13 protein-coding genes and 1 tRNA gene are annotated in these 15,069 nt (G+C 68.0%); 6 read left to right on the top strand and 8 right to left on the bottom strand.

Going from position 1 to position 15,069, the window contains the following annotated elements:
• The first annotated feature begins 116 nt into the window (after positions 1–116).
• The 5 genes from AC1RKE_RS06100 (at position 117) to AC1RKE_RS06080 (ending at position 8,258) form a co-directional block, all read left to right on the top strand.
• Positions 117–1,544 (top strand): NAD(P)-dependent oxidoreductase, encoded by a 1,428-nt coding sequence (locus tag AC1RKE_RS06100; RefSeq protein ID WP_348683951.1) that lies wholly within the window; start codon positions 117–119, stop codon positions 1,542–1,544.
• Positions 1,541–6,052 carry a glutamate synthase large subunit gene (gene gltB, locus AC1RKE_RS06095; protein WP_348683953.1) on the top strand — a complete coding sequence of 1,504 codons (4,512 nt, stop codon included), beginning with the start codon at positions 1,541–1,543 and terminating at the stop codon, positions 6,050–6,052. The genes AC1RKE_RS06100 and gltB overlap by 4 nt, the downstream gene beginning before the upstream one ends.
• Positions 6,053–6,097: 45 nt before the next feature.
• Positions 6,098–7,411, top strand: a complete 1,314-nt coding sequence (locus AC1RKE_RS06090) for an ammonium transporter (RefSeq protein WP_348683955.1) — start codon at positions 6,098–6,100, stop codon at positions 7,409–7,411.
• A 113-nt stretch (positions 7,412–7,524) separates the two neighbouring features.
• Complete coding sequence (locus AC1RKE_RS06085; protein ID WP_348683957.1) at positions 7,525–7,947, top strand: Hsp20 family protein; 423 nt, start codon at positions 7,525–7,527, stop codon at positions 7,945–7,947.
• Positions 7,948–8,009: 62 nt separating this feature from the next.
• On the top strand, positions 8,010–8,258 hold the full coding sequence (locus AC1RKE_RS06080) for a DUF1150 family protein (RefSeq protein WP_054766640.1): 249 nt from the start codon (positions 8,010–8,012) through the stop codon (positions 8,256–8,258).
• 29 nt (positions 8,259–8,287) lie between these two features.
• On the opposite strand, the gene ptsN is transcribed toward AC1RKE_RS06080, so the two are convergent.
• The 8 genes from ptsN to AC1RKE_RS06040 form a co-directional block, all read right to left on the bottom strand.
• On the bottom strand, positions 8,288–8,755 hold the full coding sequence (gene ptsN / locus AC1RKE_RS06075) for a PTS IIA-like nitrogen regulatory protein PtsN (protein WP_152950962.1): 468 nt from the start codon (positions 8,753–8,755) through the stop codon (positions 8,288–8,290).
• An 83-nt stretch (positions 8,756–8,838) separates the two neighbouring features.
• Positions 8,839–9,477 (bottom strand): ribosome hibernation-promoting factor, HPF/YfiA family, encoded by a 639-nt coding sequence (gene hpf, locus AC1RKE_RS06070; RefSeq protein ID WP_054766642.1) that lies wholly within the window; start codon positions 9,475–9,477, stop codon positions 8,839–8,841.
• A gap of 64 nt (positions 9,478–9,541) precedes the next feature.
• Positions 9,542–11,044 carry an RNA polymerase factor sigma-54 gene (rpoN, locus tag AC1RKE_RS06065; protein WP_054766643.1) on the bottom strand — a complete coding sequence of 501 codons (1,503 nt, stop codon included), beginning with the start codon at positions 11,042–11,044 and terminating at the stop codon, positions 9,542–9,544.
• A 154-nt stretch (positions 11,045–11,198) separates the two neighbouring features.
• A complete protein-coding gene (gene lptB / locus AC1RKE_RS06060; protein ID WP_348685009.1) occupies positions 11,199–11,993 on the bottom strand; it encodes an LPS export ABC transporter ATP-binding protein in 795 nt (264 codons plus the stop codon).
• A gap of 35 nt (positions 11,994–12,028) precedes the next feature.
• Positions 12,029–12,529, bottom strand: coding sequence for an LptA/OstA family protein (locus AC1RKE_RS06055; RefSeq protein WP_233455833.1), 501 nt, complete (start codon positions 12,527–12,529; stop codon positions 12,029–12,031).
• A 2-nt stretch (positions 12,530–12,531) separates the two neighbouring features.
• A complete protein-coding gene (lptC, locus tag AC1RKE_RS06050; RefSeq protein WP_054766646.1) occupies positions 12,532–13,191 on the bottom strand; it encodes an LPS export ABC transporter periplasmic protein LptC in 660 nt (219 codons plus the stop codon).
• Positions 13,192–13,198: 7 nt separating this feature from the next.
• Positions 13,199–13,813, bottom strand: a complete 615-nt coding sequence (locus tag AC1RKE_RS06045; protein ID WP_054766647.1) for a ribonuclease D — start codon at positions 13,811–13,813, stop codon at positions 13,199–13,201.
• 113 nt (positions 13,814–13,926) lie between these two features.
• Positions 13,927–14,013 (bottom strand) — tRNA-Leu (locus AC1RKE_RS06040).
• Positions 14,014–14,205: 192 nt separating this feature from the next.
• Here AC1RKE_RS06040 and AC1RKE_RS06035 point away from each other — a divergent pair.
• Positions 14,206–15,066, top strand: a complete 861-nt coding sequence (locus AC1RKE_RS06035) for a WecB/TagA/CpsF family glycosyltransferase (protein WP_348684883.1) — start codon at positions 14,206–14,208, stop codon at positions 15,064–15,066.
• The last annotated feature ends 3 nt before the right edge of the window (positions 15,067–15,069 follow it).

Raw genomic sequence — 15,069 nt, 5'->3', positions numbered from 1 at the left:
CACATTTATCGCCACATTGCGCGCATATCTGATCATTTGTTGCGATTTTCTCGAGCAATAGCCCGTAGCGGCAATAATATTTGCCTCACACCGCCGCTTTGCTGCATATGCGAGGGATGCATAAGACCCTGAAGCAAGGCGGGACTTTCGTGGTCGAACCCCGCCGCCTGTCCAAGGCCTCCGCCGAACTGCGCACACGCGGTTTCGGTGAGATCACGATTCCGCCCTCGACCGAGACGGCGGAGAAACAGGCGTCGCGCTGCACCGACTGCGGCGTGCCGTTCTGCCAAAACGCCTGCCCGCTTCAGAACAACATCCCCGACTGGCTGCGCCTGTCGGCCGAGAACGAGCCGCGCGAAGCCTGGCGCGTGGCGTCTCTGACCTCGACCATGCCCGAAATCTGCGGCCGCATCTGCCCGCAGGACCGGTTGTGCGAAGGCGGCTGCACCCTGAACCAGTCCGGCTGGGACGCCGTGACCATCGGCTCGATCGAGGCCTGGCTGGGGGATCAGGCCTTCGCCAACGGCTGGGTCGAACCGATCCGGCCTGCGGCCGAGCGCGGCGAGAGCGTCGGCATCGTCGGGGCGGGACCGGCCGGTCTGGCCGCCGCCGACCGGCTGCGCAGCGAAGGCTATCAGGTCACCGTCTATGACCGTCATGACCGGGCCGGCGGCCTGCTGATCTACGGCATTCCCGGCTTCAAGCTGGAGAAACACGTGGTCCAGCGGCGCGTGGACCGTCTGATCGACGGCGGCGTTCAGTTCGTCCTGGGCTGCGAGGTCGGCAAGGACGTGACCCTGACCGAGTTGCGCGACCGCCATGACGTGGTCCTCCTGGCCATGGGCGTCTACCAGCCCCGCGTCCTGTCCGCGCCGGGGCGGGGCCCGGACTCCACCGTGGCGGCCCTCTCCTATCTGACGCACCAGAACCGGCGCGACCTGGGCGACGCCGAACAGGACGGCTGGCACGAGGCGCGCGGCAAGCGGGTGGTCGTGATCGGCGGCGGCGACACGGCGATGGACTGCGTCCGCACCGCCGTCCGCCAGGGCGCGGCCAGCGTGACCTGCCTGTATCGCCGAGACCGCGAGAACATGCCCGGCTCGGCCCGCGAGGTGGTCAACGCCGAGGAGGAAGGCGTCGTCTTCGAATGGCTGGGCGCGCCCAAGGCCCTGCTGTCCCAGGGCGATCGCGTCACGGGCGTCCGCGCCGCGCGGATGCAACTGACCGAGGCGGCCCCCGGCGAGCGGCGCGACATCGTGCCCGTGCCCGGCGCCGACTTCGATATTCCGGCCGACATCGTCATCGAGGCCCTGGGCTTTTCGCCCGAGCCCTTCGCCGCGCATGAGCCGAACCTGACACTCCGCGACGACGGCACCATCAAGGTCGGCGCCGTCAGCTTCGCCACCAGCCTGCCCGGCGTCTTCGCCGCCGGCGACGCGGTGCGCGGGGCCTCGCTGGTCGTCTGGGCTGTGCGGGAAGGCCAGGACGCCGCCGCCGAGATCGATCGTTACCTGAAGACCCGCACCGAGGAGGTCGCGGCATGACCGATTGGCTGAACAAGTACGAACAGACCCGCGACCGGCTGGAAGCCGAAAACGCCTATGACCGCAGCGCCGAGCGCGACGCCTGCGGCGTGGGCCTGGTCTGCTCCATCGACGGCACGCCGCGCCGCGACGTGGTCGAATATGCGATCCGCAGCCTGAAGGCCGTGGCCCACCGCGGCGCCGTCGATCCCGACGGCCTGTCTGGCGACGGCGCCGGCGTCATGTGCGAACTGCCACAAGGCTTCTTCGCCGACCAGGTGGCCTCGATCGGTCAGTCCGTGCGGCCCGGTCCGATCTGCGTGGGCCAGGTCTTCCTGCCGCGCACGGACCTGGGGGCCCAGGACCGCGCCCGCGCCATCGTCGAGACCGAGGCCCTGCGCGCCGGCTTCTGGATCTACGGCTGGCGTCAGACGCCCATCGACCTGTCGGTCGTCGGGACCAAGGCCGGAGCCACCCGGCCCGAGATCGAACAGATCATGCTGGCCCCGCCGCTGGACGACGCCGGCCAGCCGCTGGACGGCGAGGCGCTGGAGCGTGAACTGTACCTGTGCCGCCGCCGCATCGAAAAGACGGTCAAGACCGAGAACTTGGCGGGGGTCTACATCTGCACCCTGTCCGCGCGCTCCATCGCCTACAAGGGGATGGTGCGGGCCGAACTGCTGGGGAACCTGTATCCCGACCTGGAGGATCCGCGCTTCGTCTCGGCCTACGCCGTCTTCCACCAGCGCTATTCGACCAACACCTTCCCGGAATGGAAGCTGGCCCAGCCCTTCCGCATGCTGGCTCACAACGGCGAGATCAACACGCTGAAGGGCAATCTGAACTGGATGAAGTCGCACGAGATCCGCATGGCCGCCCAGGCCTTCGGGGATCGCGACCGCGAGGTGAAGCCGGTGGTTCAGCCGGGCGGGTCCGACTCGGCCGCCCTGGACAATGTCATGGAGGTGCTGGTCCATGCCGGTCGCCCCACGCCGATGGCCAAGGCCCTGCTGATCCCCGAGGCCTGGGCCAAGGACGACGTCGTCATGCCGCCCGAACACCGGGCCTTCTACGCCTATTGCAATGCGGTGATGGAGCCGTGGGACGGTCCGGCCGCCATCTGCGCCGCCGACGGCCGCTGGGTGGTGGCGGGCAAGGACCGCAATGGCCTGCGCCCCCTGCGGGCGGTCGAAACCGTGGACGGCCTCTTGATGGCCGGGTCCGAAGCGGGCCTGGTCCCCATCCCCGAAAGCCGGGTGAAGCGCCGCCTGCACATCGGCCCCGGCAAGCTGATCGCCGTCGATATGAAGCATGGCCGCCTCTACGACGAGCATGAGGCCATCGACGCCCTGGCCGCCGCCCACCCCTATACGGAGTGGTTGGACAATATGGTGGATCTGGAGCCGATCATCGGCCCCGGACCGGAACCGTGTTCGGCCTCCGGCGAGGACCTGACCCGCCGCCAGATCGCCGCCGGCTACAGCCGCGAGGATCTGGACCTGCTGCTGGACGCCCTGGTCCGCGACGGCAAGGAGGCGGTCGGCTCCATGGGCGACGACGCTCCGCCGGCGGTGCTGTCGGCCCTGCCGCGCCCGCTGAGCCACTATTTCCGGCAGAACTTCAGTCAGGTCACCAACCCCCCCATCGACCCCCTGCGAGAAGCGGGGGCGATGAGCCTGAAGACCCGGTTCAAGAACCTGGGCAATATTCTCGCTCAGGAAGAGGCCCAGACCGACGTCTTCGTCCTGGACAGCCCCGTCCTGACCAACGGCATGTATGAGCGGATGGTCGCGACTGTCGGCGCGGGTTCAACCGTGGTTATCGACTGCAGCTATGACGTCCCCGCCGACGACGCCCGGCCCGGCGCGGGCCTGCGCGCGGCATTAGACCGGATCATGGACGAGGCTGAGGCCGCCGCCCGCGACGGCGCGGCCCTGATCGTGCTGACCGACCAACAAAGCTCGGCGACGCGGCTGGCGGCCCCGATGATCCTGGCCACAGCCGGGGTTCACGGGCGGCTGACTGCGGCGGGCCTGCGGACCTATTGCTCGATCGTGGTCCGCACCGCCGAGACCCTGGACCCGCATGGGTTCGCCGTTCTGGTCGGGGTCGGGGCCACCACCGTCAACGCCTGGCTGGCTCAGGACCTGTTCCAAGAGCGGCTGGATCGCGGCCTGTACCCCGGCCTGACCCTGCGCGACGCCTGTCTGAACTATAAGGCGGGCATCGAGGCGGGCCTCTTGAAGACCCTGGCGCGCAAGGGGATCAGCGTCATCTCCGCCTATCGCGGCGGATGCGAGTTCGAGGTGTTGGGCCTGTCGCGGGCCCTGACGGCCGAGTTCTTCCCCGGCGCCCCGTCGCGCATCTCCGGCATCGGGCTGGCGGGTCTGGAGCAGGCGGCGCTGAAGCGGCACAAGGTCGCCTGGGGCGAGGCCCAGCCCTCCCCCGCCATCGGCGGCTTCTTCAAGATTCGTGCGGGCGGCGAGGCCCACGCCCACGAGGCCAAGACGATCCATCTGCTGCAGGACGCCTGCAACCGGGGCGACTACCGCCGGTTCAAGCAGTTCTCGCAAGCCGTCAGAAACCAGCCGGATCTGTCGCTGCGCGACCTGCTGGACTTCCGCGAAGGGACGCCGATTCCCATCGATCAGGTCGAGAGCGTCTCGGACATCCGCCGCCGCTTCCTGACCCAGGCCATGTCCCTGGGCGCCCTGGGGCCTGAGGCGCACGAGACGCTGAACATCGCCATGAACCGCATCGGCGCCCGCTCGGTCTCGGGCGAAGGCGGCGAGGATCCCGAACGCTATCACCCGCGCCCCAACGGCGACGACGCCAACTCGGCGGTGAAACAGGTGGCCTCGGGCCGGTTCGGCGTCACGGCCGAATATCTGAACCAGTGCCGCGAGATCGAGATCAAGGTGGCCCAGGGCGCCAAGCCCGGCGAGGGCGGCCAACTGCCCGGCTTCAAGGTGACAAAGTTCATCGCCCGGATGCGCCACGCCGTGCCCGGCACCACCCTGATCAGCCCGCCGCCGCACCACGACATCTATTCGATCGAGGATCTGGCCCAGCTCATCTATGATCTGAAGGCCATCAACCCAGACGCCAGGGTGACGGTGAAACTGGTGTCCGCCTCGGGCATCGGGGCCATCGCCTCGGGGGTGGCCAAGGCCAATGCCGACGCCATCCTGATCGCCGGCCACAACGGCGGCACCGGCGCCTCGCCCCAGACCTCGATCAAACACGCAGGCCTGCCCTGGGAGATCGGGTTGGCCGAGGCCCACCAGGTGCTGACGCTGAACAATCTGCGCGGCTCGGTGACCCTGCGCACCGACGGCGGGGTGCGCACCGGCCGCGACGTCGTCATCGCCGCCATGCTGGGCGCCGAGGAATACGGCGTCGGCACCGCCGCCCTGATCGCCATGGGCTGTCTGATGGTGCGCCAGTGCCATTCCAACACGTGCCCCGTCGGCGTCTGCTCTCAGGACGAGCGGTTGCGCGAAAAGTTCACCGGCACGCCGGACAAGGTGGTCAACCTGTTCACCTTCATCGCCGAGGAGACACGCGAGATTCTGGCCTCGATCGGCGCCCGGACGATGGACGAAATCATCGGCCGCACCGACCTGTTGCGTCAGGTCCGGCGCGGCGGGGCGCACCTGGACGACCTCGATCTGAACCCCCTGCTGGTTCAGGTCGACGAGGGCGCGGCCGGCAAGTGGGCCGACAAGGGCCGCAAGCCCATCGCCGACAGTCTGGACGCCCGGGTGCTGAAGGATGCGGTCCGCTTCCTGGATCGGGGCCAGACGCTGGAACTGTCCTATCCGCTGAACAACACCCAGCGGACGGTCGGCGCCGCCGTCTCGTCCGCCATCGTGCGGCGTTTCGGTTCCCAGGGTCCGGCCGGACGGCTGAAGCTGCGTCTGGAAGGCATCGCCGGCCAGAGCTTCGGCGCCTTTGCGGCCAAGGGGCTGGAACTGCATCTGACGGGCGAAGCCAACGACTATGTCGGCAAGGGTCTGTCGGGGGCCGAGATTTCGATCCGCACGCCGGAATGGCGCGAGGATCAGCTGATCTGCGGCAACACGACCCTGTACGGGGCCACCTCGGGCCGGCTGTTCGTCGCCGGCGCGGCGGGCGAGCGGTTCGCGGTGCGCAACTCGGGCGCCGAAGCCGTGGTCGAGGGCCTGGGCGCCCACGGCTGCGAATATATGACCGGCGGCCGGGTGGTCGTGCTGGGCTCGGTCGGCTGGAACCTGGCGGCGGGCATGAGCGGCGGCGAGCTGTTCGTGCTGGACCAGCCGGGCCACGCCGAGCGCGCCCTGAACGGCGATCTGGCTGGCGTGACCGACATCGACGCGGCCGCGGCCGAACGACTGCGCGAACTGGTCGAGGCGCACCTGGCCGCGACGGCTTCGCCCTTGGCGCGGCGCTTGTTGAGCGACTGGGACAACACGCTTGACCGTTTCGTTCGCATCGTACCGCTCACGGACATTGTCAGGGCGGAGGAACGGCTTAAGACTTCGGCCTGAAGCCTGGTTGCGCCGTTCCTTCCTCTCCTCACCGAGACGCCTGAAATGACCCGAACCGCCGCCCTTTCCGCCTTCACCGCCGTCGGGGCGGCGTCGCTCGCCTCACCGGCCCTGGCGGCGCCCGCCCTGCTGGCCCACCAGGCGCCGCTGGTCATCGACAATGCGGCGACGGCCTGGATTCTGACCTCCACCGCCCTGGTCCTGCTGATGACCCTGCCGGGCCTGGCCCTGTTCTACGGCGGCATGGTCAGGAAGAAGAACATCATCAGCGTCATCGCCCAGTCGGCGGCGGCCTTCGCCCTCGTCTCGGTGCTGTGGTTCCTGGTCGGCTACAGCCTGTCGTTCGGCAAGGGGCCCGATGCGGTCAACGGTCTGATCGGCGGGGTCCAGGCGGCCTTCCTGAACGGGGTGACGATGCAGACGGCGCACAGCCTGCTGCCGGGCCTGCCCGAACTGTTGTTCGTCAGTTTCCAGATGACCTTCGCCATCATAACCCCGGCCCTGATCGCCGGCGCCTTCGCCGAACGAATGAAGTTTTCGGCCAGCCTGCTGTTCTTCGCCCTGTGGCACCTGATCGTCTATGCGCCGATCTGCCATCAGGTCTGGGGCGGCGGCTATCTGGGCGGACTGGGGGTGCTGGATTTCGCGGGCGGTGCGGTGGTTCACGTCAATGCGGGCGTCGCCGGCCTGGTCTGCGCCCTGGTGCTGGGGCCGCGCCACGGCTTCGGCCGCGACAACATGGCCCCGGCCAATCTGGTCTATAGCGCCATCGGCACCGGCCTGCTGCTGGTCGGCTGGATCGGCTTCAACGCCGGGTCGGCCGGGGCGGCCGACGCCCTGGCCGCCACCGCCGCCTTCAACACCATCCTGGCCGCCGCCGCCGCCGCCCTGGGCTGGATGGCGATCGAATGGTTTGACCGCAAGCGCCCGACCCTGCTGGGCCTGCTGTCCGGCATCGTGGGGGGTCTGGTCGCCATCACGCCCGCCGCCGGCTTTGTCGATCCCAAGGGCGCCTTCTTCATCGGCCTGATCGCCGGCCCGGCCTGCTACGCCGGAGCGGTCTGGCTGAAGCACGCCCTGAAATATGACGACAGTCTGGACGCCTTCGGCGTGCACGGGATCGGCGGCATCGTCGGCGCCCTTTTGACCGGCGTCTTCGCCACCACCAGCGTCAACGCCCTGGCGGAGGGGGCGACCGTCTGGAAACAGGCCGTCGGCCTGGCCGGCGCAATCGCCTGGAGCGCGGCGGGCACCTTCCTGGTCTTGATGATCTGCAAGTTCACCACCGGCCTGCGCGTCGCCAGGGACGAAGAGGTCGAGGGACTGGACTATACCCAGCATGGCGAAGCCATCCACTGAGGTCATGGACAGGGGCGGTTGATCCCGTCCCCGTCCGCCCCCATCTTCATCTGTGATCGAAGGTCTTGCCGTTCGCGGGAGGCCGTCGGTCGGTCGCTTTTTCGAGGACCCAGATGACGACGACCCGCACCGTTCTGTTCGACAGCCCCTTTCTGCTGGGCTTTGACCATACGCGCGCCCTGATCGACCGCGCCGCCAAGGCCGCCGCCGAGAGCTATCCGCCCTATAATGTCGAGCAGATCGCCGACACGGGGGTTCGGATCAGCCTGGCTGTCGCCGGCTTTTCGCCAGACGAGCTGTCTATCACGCTTGAGGGACGTCAGCTGATCATCGCCGGCAAGCGCGACGAGGCCGGCAAGGGCGAACAGGCCTTCCTGCATCGCGGCATCGCCTCGCGCGGCTTCGTCAGGAGCTTCGTCCTCGCCGACGGGCTGGAGGTTCAGGGCGCGCGACTGGAACACGGTCTGCTGCACGTCGATCTGATCCGGCCCGAGGCGGAACGCCAGGTGCGGCGCATTCCCATCACGGCGAGCTGAAAAGCGCGACCGTTCGAACCGCCCGGCGATCCGGGCGTTGTGGAATCAAAGGAGGCGGTCCTATGACGCCGATCATGACCAAGGAAGATTTTGCGGGCCTGGGCGCCCCCGACCTCGTCTATGTGCGCGAGGTGAAGGCGTCCGACCTGCTGGAAGAGGCGGTCGAGATGAAGGACGTCGCCTTCGACCCGAACCAGTCGCTCTACGCCGTCCACAGCGCCGACGGCGAACGCCTGGCGGTGATGCTGGACCGCGACACCGCCTTTGCGGCCGCCGTGGCCCACGAGCTGGAGCCCGTCTCGGTTCACTGAGCGGAAATGGAAGAGGCCGCCGCCTGCTGTCAGGCGGCGGTCGCGGGGGCGTCGTCCTTGACGAACAGGGCGCGGATCGCATCGGCGGTGCGCGCCTGACGCAACTGTTCCCTCAGCTCGGCCGAACGCAGGGCGCGAGACGCCGCCGCCAGGGCGCGCAGATGCTCGGCCCCATCCTTGGGCGGGGCGAACAGGGCGAACAGAAGATCCACCGGGCGATCGTCGACGGCGTCATAGGCGACCGGCGAATCCAGCCGCACGAAGACGGCCGTGACCCGGTCGATCTCCTTCAGCCGGGCGTGCGGCACGGCGACGCCCGACCCAAGGCCGGTGGAGCCCAGGGCTTCGCGCTCCAGCAGGGCTTCGAACACGCGGGTCTGATCCACCCCCATCGCCTGGGCGGCCGCCTCAGCGACCGCGTGCAGCGCTTGCCGCTTGGAAGAAGCGCCGCCGCGCAGCACTACGCCGTTGGGCGCCAGGAGGTCTGCGATATGCATTGTAGCCGACTCCAGACAGGCGAATGGCTGTCGCGGGCGCCCCTTTAGAGGCTCCCGCGACAAAGTCAAACGCGGCTGTTCACCTAGTGGCCGTTGGTCTTGCCGGTGCGCTCGGGGTCGATCCAGCCGACATTGCCGTCAGGACGGCGATAGACGACCGACAGACCGCCGTGGGCGGCGTTGCGGAACAGGACGACCGGATAGCCCGTCATGTCCAGCTCGAGCACGGCCCGCCCCACGGTGATGGTGCGGATCTCATGCTCGGTTTCGGCGATGACCATGCCGACCGGGGGCGGACCGTCGCTGTCGCCGGCGTCGCCGAAGACGTCGTCCTCCACGCTGTCGGGGTCCCGCAGCACGATGCTGCGGGCGACTTCGCGCGCGGCGTCTTCGGTCTTTTCAGGCGACAGACCCTTGGGTCCGATATGGTGGTCCTTGAGCCGGCGCTTGTAGCGGCGGACGCGCTTTTCGAGACGGTCCAGCGCCTCGGTGAAGGCGGAGTGGGCGTCGCCGCCCATACCCGTCGTCACCAGAGTCTGGCCCGACGCGAGGCGGACCCAACAGTCCACCTTGAAGCCGTGGCCGTCCTTGGACACCACGACCTCGGCGTCGTCACCGCCGCGGGCGAAGTATTTTCCGACCCCTTCTTCGAGTTCCTGGGAGATGCGCGAGCCTAACGCTTCGCCGACATCCACTTGCTTGCCGCTGACTTGGACTTGCATGCGGATAGAACGCTCCCGCTCGCTTTTGGTGTCAATCGGGATCACCGATTTGTGGTCACGCTTGTCAGGCGCCCCTAACCATTCTGCGACGTTCGACGGACGACGGAATTCTCAAGGCTTCCCGATACTTGGCGACTGTTCGGCGGGCGATGTCGATGCCGGTTTCCTTAAGGATTTCGACGATTCTGTCGTCGGACAAAATGTCCCCCCCCAGGCTCTCGCCGTCGATCATGGTTTTTATCTTATGACGGACGGCTTCGGCCGAATGGCTGGCGGCGCCGTCGGTCGATTGGATGGCGGCGGTGAAGAAGAATTTCAGTTCGAACACCCCGCGCGGGGTCGAAACATATTTGTTCGAGGTGACGCGGCTGACCGTCGATTCATGCATGCCGATGGCGTCGGCGACCGTCTTCAGGTTCAGGGGCCGCAGGAACTCGACCCCGAAGGCCAGGAAGGCGTCCTGCTGACGCACGATTTCAGAGGCCACCTTCAGGATGGTCTTGGCCCTCTGATCCAACGACTTGACCAGCCAGCTGGCCTGGGCCGCGCATTCGGCGACGAAGGTCTTTTCCGTTTCCGACCGCGCGCCGGCCTGGACCAGTCCATGGTAGCGTTTGTCGATCAGCAGGCGCGGCAGGGTATCGGCGTTCAGTTCGACCCGCCAGCCGCCCGCCGGATCGGGCCGTACATGGACGTCAGGGACCACCGTCTGGGCGGGTTCGCCGCCGAAGCCGGCGCCGGGTCGCGGCGTCAGGCCCTTCAGCTCGGCGATCATCTCGTTCAGATCCTCGGCGTCGACGCCGCAGACCTTCTTCAGCCCCGCCATATCCCGACGCGCCAAAAGGTCCAGATTGTCCAGCAGGGCCGCCATGGCCGGATCGAAGCGATTGCGCTCGATCAGCTGCAGCTTCAGGCATTCGGGCACGGAACGGGCCATGACGCCGGTCGGTTCGAACCCGTGGCAGACGGCCAGGACCGCCTCGATCCGCGCCAGATCGACCCCCAGCCGATCGGCGAACTCCGCCAGTTCGCCGCGCAGATAGCCCCCTTCGTCCGTCGCATCGATCAGGGTCAGGGCGATGCCGTGGTCGGCCGGCGACAGGCCCGCCGAAGAGGCCTGGGCCTGGAGATGCTCCCACAGGGTGGGTTCATGGGCGTCGGGGCGCTCGCCGTCGCCTTCGAACACGACGCCGCCCTTGCCGGCGCTGGACCAGTCCGACAGACCGGGCTGAGCCTCGTCGGTCAGGCGGTCGCTGGTGCGTTCGCCAGGCGCGGCGTCGCCATAGACGTCGTCGGAACCGGCGTCCATCGCCGCGACCGAATCCTGGCCCACCCCTTCGCCGAAAGACATTTCCTGATCGGCGACGGGATCGGCCGCCCTTTCGGGCGCGTCAGCCTCTCCGCCCTCGGGCTCGTCGCGTTGCAGCAGCGGATTACGCTCCAGCTCGGCCTCGACGAACTCCTCCAGCTCGAGATTGGACAGTTGCAGCAGCTTGATCGCCTGCTGCAGCTGGGGCGTGATGACGAGCCCCTGCCCCTGTCTGATCTCTAGACGCTGCCCGATCACTTACGGTTTTCCTGCGGGCGCCAAAACTGGCCCGGAACTTGCTGTCGAGAGTGCCGCCCATTGGTTAACACCCGACAAACGGGGGGTGCGGGCCCGTCCCGACCCGCACGTCTGAGCCTTGGCGACCGGCGGGCAGAGCGCCGCCGCCCTTCGATCAGATGTAGTTTTCGCCCAGATAGACCCGCCGCACCTCGGGGTCGTTGACCGCCTCGTCCGCCGTGCCTTCGAACAGGACCGCGCCGCCCGAGATGATCGAGACCCGGTCGGTGATGTCCAGGGTCTCGCGCACATTGTGGTCGGTGATCAGGACGCCGATCCCCTGCCCCGCCAGATAGCGGATCACCGAGCGGATGTCGGCGATGGCCAGGGGGTCGATGCCGGCGAAGGGTTCGTCCAGCAGGATGAAGGACGGGCGTCCCGCAAGCGCCCGGGCGATCTCGACCCGACGCCGCTCGCCGCCCGACAGGGCGGTGGCCGGGGCGTGGCGCAGATGGTCGATGTGCAGTTCACCCAGCAGCCGCTCGGTCTCCGCCTCGACCCGGTCGCGGGGATAGTTCAGCTCGGCCACGGCCTTGATGTTCTGCTCCACCGTCATGCCGCGGAAGATGGAGGCTTCCTGGGCCAGATAGCCCAGGCCCATCCGGCTGCGCTGATACATGGGCTGGCCGGTGATGTCCTCGCCGTCCAGCCAGATCGAGCCGGAATCGGGCGGGATCAGGCCGGTGATCATGTAGAAACAGGTGGTCTTGCCGGCGCCGTTGGGGCCGAGCAGGCCCGCGACCTCGCCCCGCTGGACGGTCAGGGAGACGTCGCGCACCACCTGCCGGGCGCCGAACGCGCGGGCGATGTTGCGCACCCGCAGGCCCTTTTCCGCGCGCGCGACCTCAGGCGTCGGCTCGGGCGCCGGCCGATCGTCCAGATTCAGGGCTGAGAGTTCTTTACGCGCCAAAGGTCGAGATCCGTGCGGCCTTCCCGGACGGGCGCCTAGTTGGTTCCGTTGGGATAGAAGACGCCCTGGACCCGATTGCCGGCGGCGCCGCGCGGCGCGCCTTCCATACGAGCGGTCTGCGTATTGACGTTATAGACCAGACGCGATCCGGTCAGCACGTTCTGTCCCTGGGTCAGGATGACATTTCCCGTCACCACAATCTCGCCGGAGCTCAGATTATAGACCGCCCGATCGCCGCGCATGGTCTGGTCCGGCGTGACGAAATAGACCGATCCGGCCGCCTCGGCCCGCTCCAGATCGCCGCCCGATCCAGAGACCAGGGTCAGTTGGTCGGCGCGAAACCGATTGGCGCCCTGCACGGCCTCAGCCCGCCCCCGCAGAATGACCCGGTTCGGCGCATATTCGACCCCGTCCGCCCCATAGGCGACCGGCTGGTTCGAGCCCCGCGTCTGGGCGTCGCCCACGGCAGGCAGGGCCAGGAGGGCCATCGCCCCCGCCGCCGCGACCGCGGCCCGTGTTCCAAAGATCTTCATCATGGTCATTCGCCTGAACCCGAGGGGGTCAGAACCCCTCGCACCTTGTTGTCGCCGGAGCCTTTGAACACCACGCGCTCGCCCTGATCATAGATCGCATAGGACGAAGCGTTGATGGTTCCAATAGGGCCCGCGCCCTGAACGCCTTTTGAACCGGTGATGATTCCGGTCGAGGTGTCGACCACCGCCTCGGGCGTGGTCAGCACAAAACCCGTGCCCCCGTCCGAAATCCGCACATTGGGGCCGATGGTCACGGTCTTGGCCTGCTCGTCATAGGTTCCGCCGTCGGCGGTCATCTCCGTGACCTTGCGCCCGCCCAGGTTCAGCTTCAGCGCCGGGCCGATCAGGCGGAAACGGCCGGTCGCCGCATCGCGCACGGCGCCCTGGGCCCCGACGGTGAAGGCGCGGCCTTGCGCGTCCTGGCCGTGGAACAGGGGCTTGTCCAGGCGGACCTCCTGGCCCTGACTGGCCTTGCGCTCCACGCCGGACATGACGGTGCGGAAGACCGTCCAGGTCAGGACGCCCCCCGCCAGCACCAGGATGATGATCGGCAGGACGCGGCGATACAGTTTGACCCGGCGGGAATGGGCGCGCCAGCGCGCCCCGGCCAGGGCGACCCGCTGTTCGTCCGCCTCGATGCGGGTCTGTTCGCCGGGTTCGGTCAAGACGGCCTCAGCTGTGGGCGAAGATGTCGACCTCGTCCCATCCGGCGAGATCGAGCGCCGAACGGCTCGGCAGGAAGTCGAAGCAGCGGGCGGCCAGTTCGGCCCGCCCCTCGCGCGCCAGCATCTGATCCAGCCGCGCCTTGGCCGCATGCAGATAAAGAACGTCTGAGGCGGCGTAGTCCAGCTGGGCCGGGCTCAGCTCGGCCGCGCCCCAGTCGGACGACTGCTGCGCCTTGGACAGGTCCACTCCCACCAGCTCGCGCACCACGTCCTTCAGACCGTGGCGGTCCGTATAGGTGCGGGCCAGTTTGGAGGCGATCTTGGTGCAATAGACCGGCCGGGTCTCCACCCCCAGGTGCAGCTGGAACATGCCGATATCGAAGCGACCGAAGTGGAAGATCTTGGTCACGGCCGGGTCGGTCAGCAGCCGCTTCAGGTTCGGACAGTCGTAGGCGGGACGGTTCAGCCGCACCACATGGGCGTTTCCGTCGCCGGACGACAGCTGGACGACGCACAGGGGGTCGCGACGGAAACGCAGGCCCATGGTCTCGGAATCGATGGCGACTTCCGCCCCCAGGTCCAGGTCGTCGGGCAGGTCGCCCTCATGCAGAAAAACAGTCATGGGCAGGTTCTTACACGGCGAAGGCGCGCGGCGAAACGGCCTCGCGACAGGCATGATGAGGGGCCGGAAACGACGACGGCGCCGTGTCCGAAAACACGGCGCCGTCTGAAAGATGGTGCCCAGAAGAGGACTCGAACCTCCACGGCCGTTAAGCCACTGGCACCTGAAGCCAGCGCGTCTACCAATTCCGCCATCTGGGCCCCGTCGGCAGCGCCTTGCGGCGTTTCCATCGGGAAGGCGCGGACCTCTAAGGGAGGGTCCGGGCGGGGTCAACAGGGATTTTTCATCGGCGGGCGGTTTTATTTTCCAAGCGTCGCCGCAGGGCGGCGTCCAGCCTGCGTTAAGCCTGTTCGCTTACCCCGCCTTGAGGCGAGCCGGCCTAGCATCCGCCCATGGCCCAGCCGACCCTGACCCAGACGACGCCCGATCGGCGCGCGGCCGTGCGGCGTCCCTACCGCCGTCAGCGACGGCCGGAGGAGCGGGTGCGCCTCTTGGGCGAGGCGGTCGATCTGGTCCGGCCCGAAGAGGTGCTGCACCATGTTCAGGCGGCGGTGGCAGAGGGCCGCAAGACCCTGATCGCCAACCACAATCTGCACAGCCTGCATCTGATCCAGACCCAGGCGGAGATGCGGGCCTTCTATGACCGCGCCGACCTGGTCCAGGTCGATTCGACGCCTCTGATCTGGTTCCTGCGCGCCCTCGGCCTGCCCGGTCGCGGCTTTCACCGATCCACCTATCTGGACTGGCGGGACCATTTCTGGAGCGTCGCCGACCGCCGGGGCTGGCGCGTCATGTCGATCGGCGGGGCGCCCGCCGTCGGCCCGGAGGCGGCCCGGCGCCTGGCCGAACGCTATCCTGGCGCAGAGATTCGCACCCGCCACGGCTTCTTCGACGCCCGCCCCGGATCTGCGGACAACGCCGAACTCCTGGCGGACATCCGCGCCTTCTCGCCCCACATACTGTTCGTCGGCATGGGCATGCCTCGCCAAGAGTCGTGGATCGCGACTGTGTTCGACGATCTGCCCGCCTGCGTCGTCTTTTCGGTCGGGGCGGCTTTCGACTATGAGGCCGGCGTCCAGAAGTCGGCGCCGCGCTGGATGGGCCGGGTCGGGCTGGAATGGGTCTATCGCCTGCTGCACGATCCCCAGCGCCTGTTTCACCGCTATTGCGTCGAACCGTGGAGCCTGGCGCCCCTGGCCTTGCGTGAACTTGGCGCCGCCTTCGCCCTAAGGCGACGACGCCAAGCGGATTGATCT

Source organism: Brevundimonas sp. GW822-FHT03E11, from assembly GCF_058801445.1.
Note: the sequence above shows the minus strand (reverse complement) of the source record. Positions and strands in the feature narration are given on the sequence as shown.

What these genes read in the sequence shown, in the direction of transcription:
- AC1RKE_RS06100 (WP_348683951.1), top strand. Translation starts at nt 117, where the DNA reads ATGCATAAGACCCTGAAGCAAGGCGGGACTTTCGTGGTCGAACCCCGC.
- hpf (WP_054766642.1), bottom strand. Translation starts at nt 9,477, where the DNA reads ATGCAAGTCCAAGTCAGCGGCAAGCAAGTGGATGTCGGCGAAGCGTTA.
- AC1RKE_RS06055 (WP_233455833.1), bottom strand. Translation starts at nt 12,529, where the DNA reads ATGATGAAGATCTTTGGAACACGGGCCGCGGTCGCGGCGGCGGGGGCG.
- AC1RKE_RS06080 (WP_054766640.1), top strand. Translation starts at nt 8,010, where the DNA reads ATGACGCCGATCATGACCAAGGAAGATTTTGCGGGCCTGGGCGCCCCC.
- ptsN (WP_152950962.1), bottom strand. Translation starts at nt 8,755, where the DNA reads ATGCATATCGCAGACCTCCTGGCGCCCAACGGCGTAGTGCTGCGCGGC.
- AC1RKE_RS06035 (WP_348684883.1), top strand. Translation starts at nt 14,206, where the DNA reads ATGGCCCAGCCGACCCTGACCCAGACGACGCCCGATCGGCGCGCGGCC.
- AC1RKE_RS06045 (WP_054766647.1), bottom strand. Translation starts at nt 13,813, where the DNA reads ATGACTGTTTTTCTGCATGAGGGCGACCTGCCCGACGACCTGGACCTG.
- gltB (WP_348683953.1), top strand. Translation starts at nt 1,541, where the DNA reads ATGACCGATTGGCTGAACAAGTACGAACAGACCCGCGACCGGCTGGAA.
- AC1RKE_RS06085 (WP_348683957.1), top strand. Translation starts at nt 7,525, where the DNA reads ATGACGACGACCCGCACCGTTCTGTTCGACAGCCCCTTTCTGCTGGGC.
- AC1RKE_RS06090 (WP_348683955.1), top strand. Translation starts at nt 6,098, where the DNA reads ATGACCCGAACCGCCGCCCTTTCCGCCTTCACCGCCGTCGGGGCGGCG.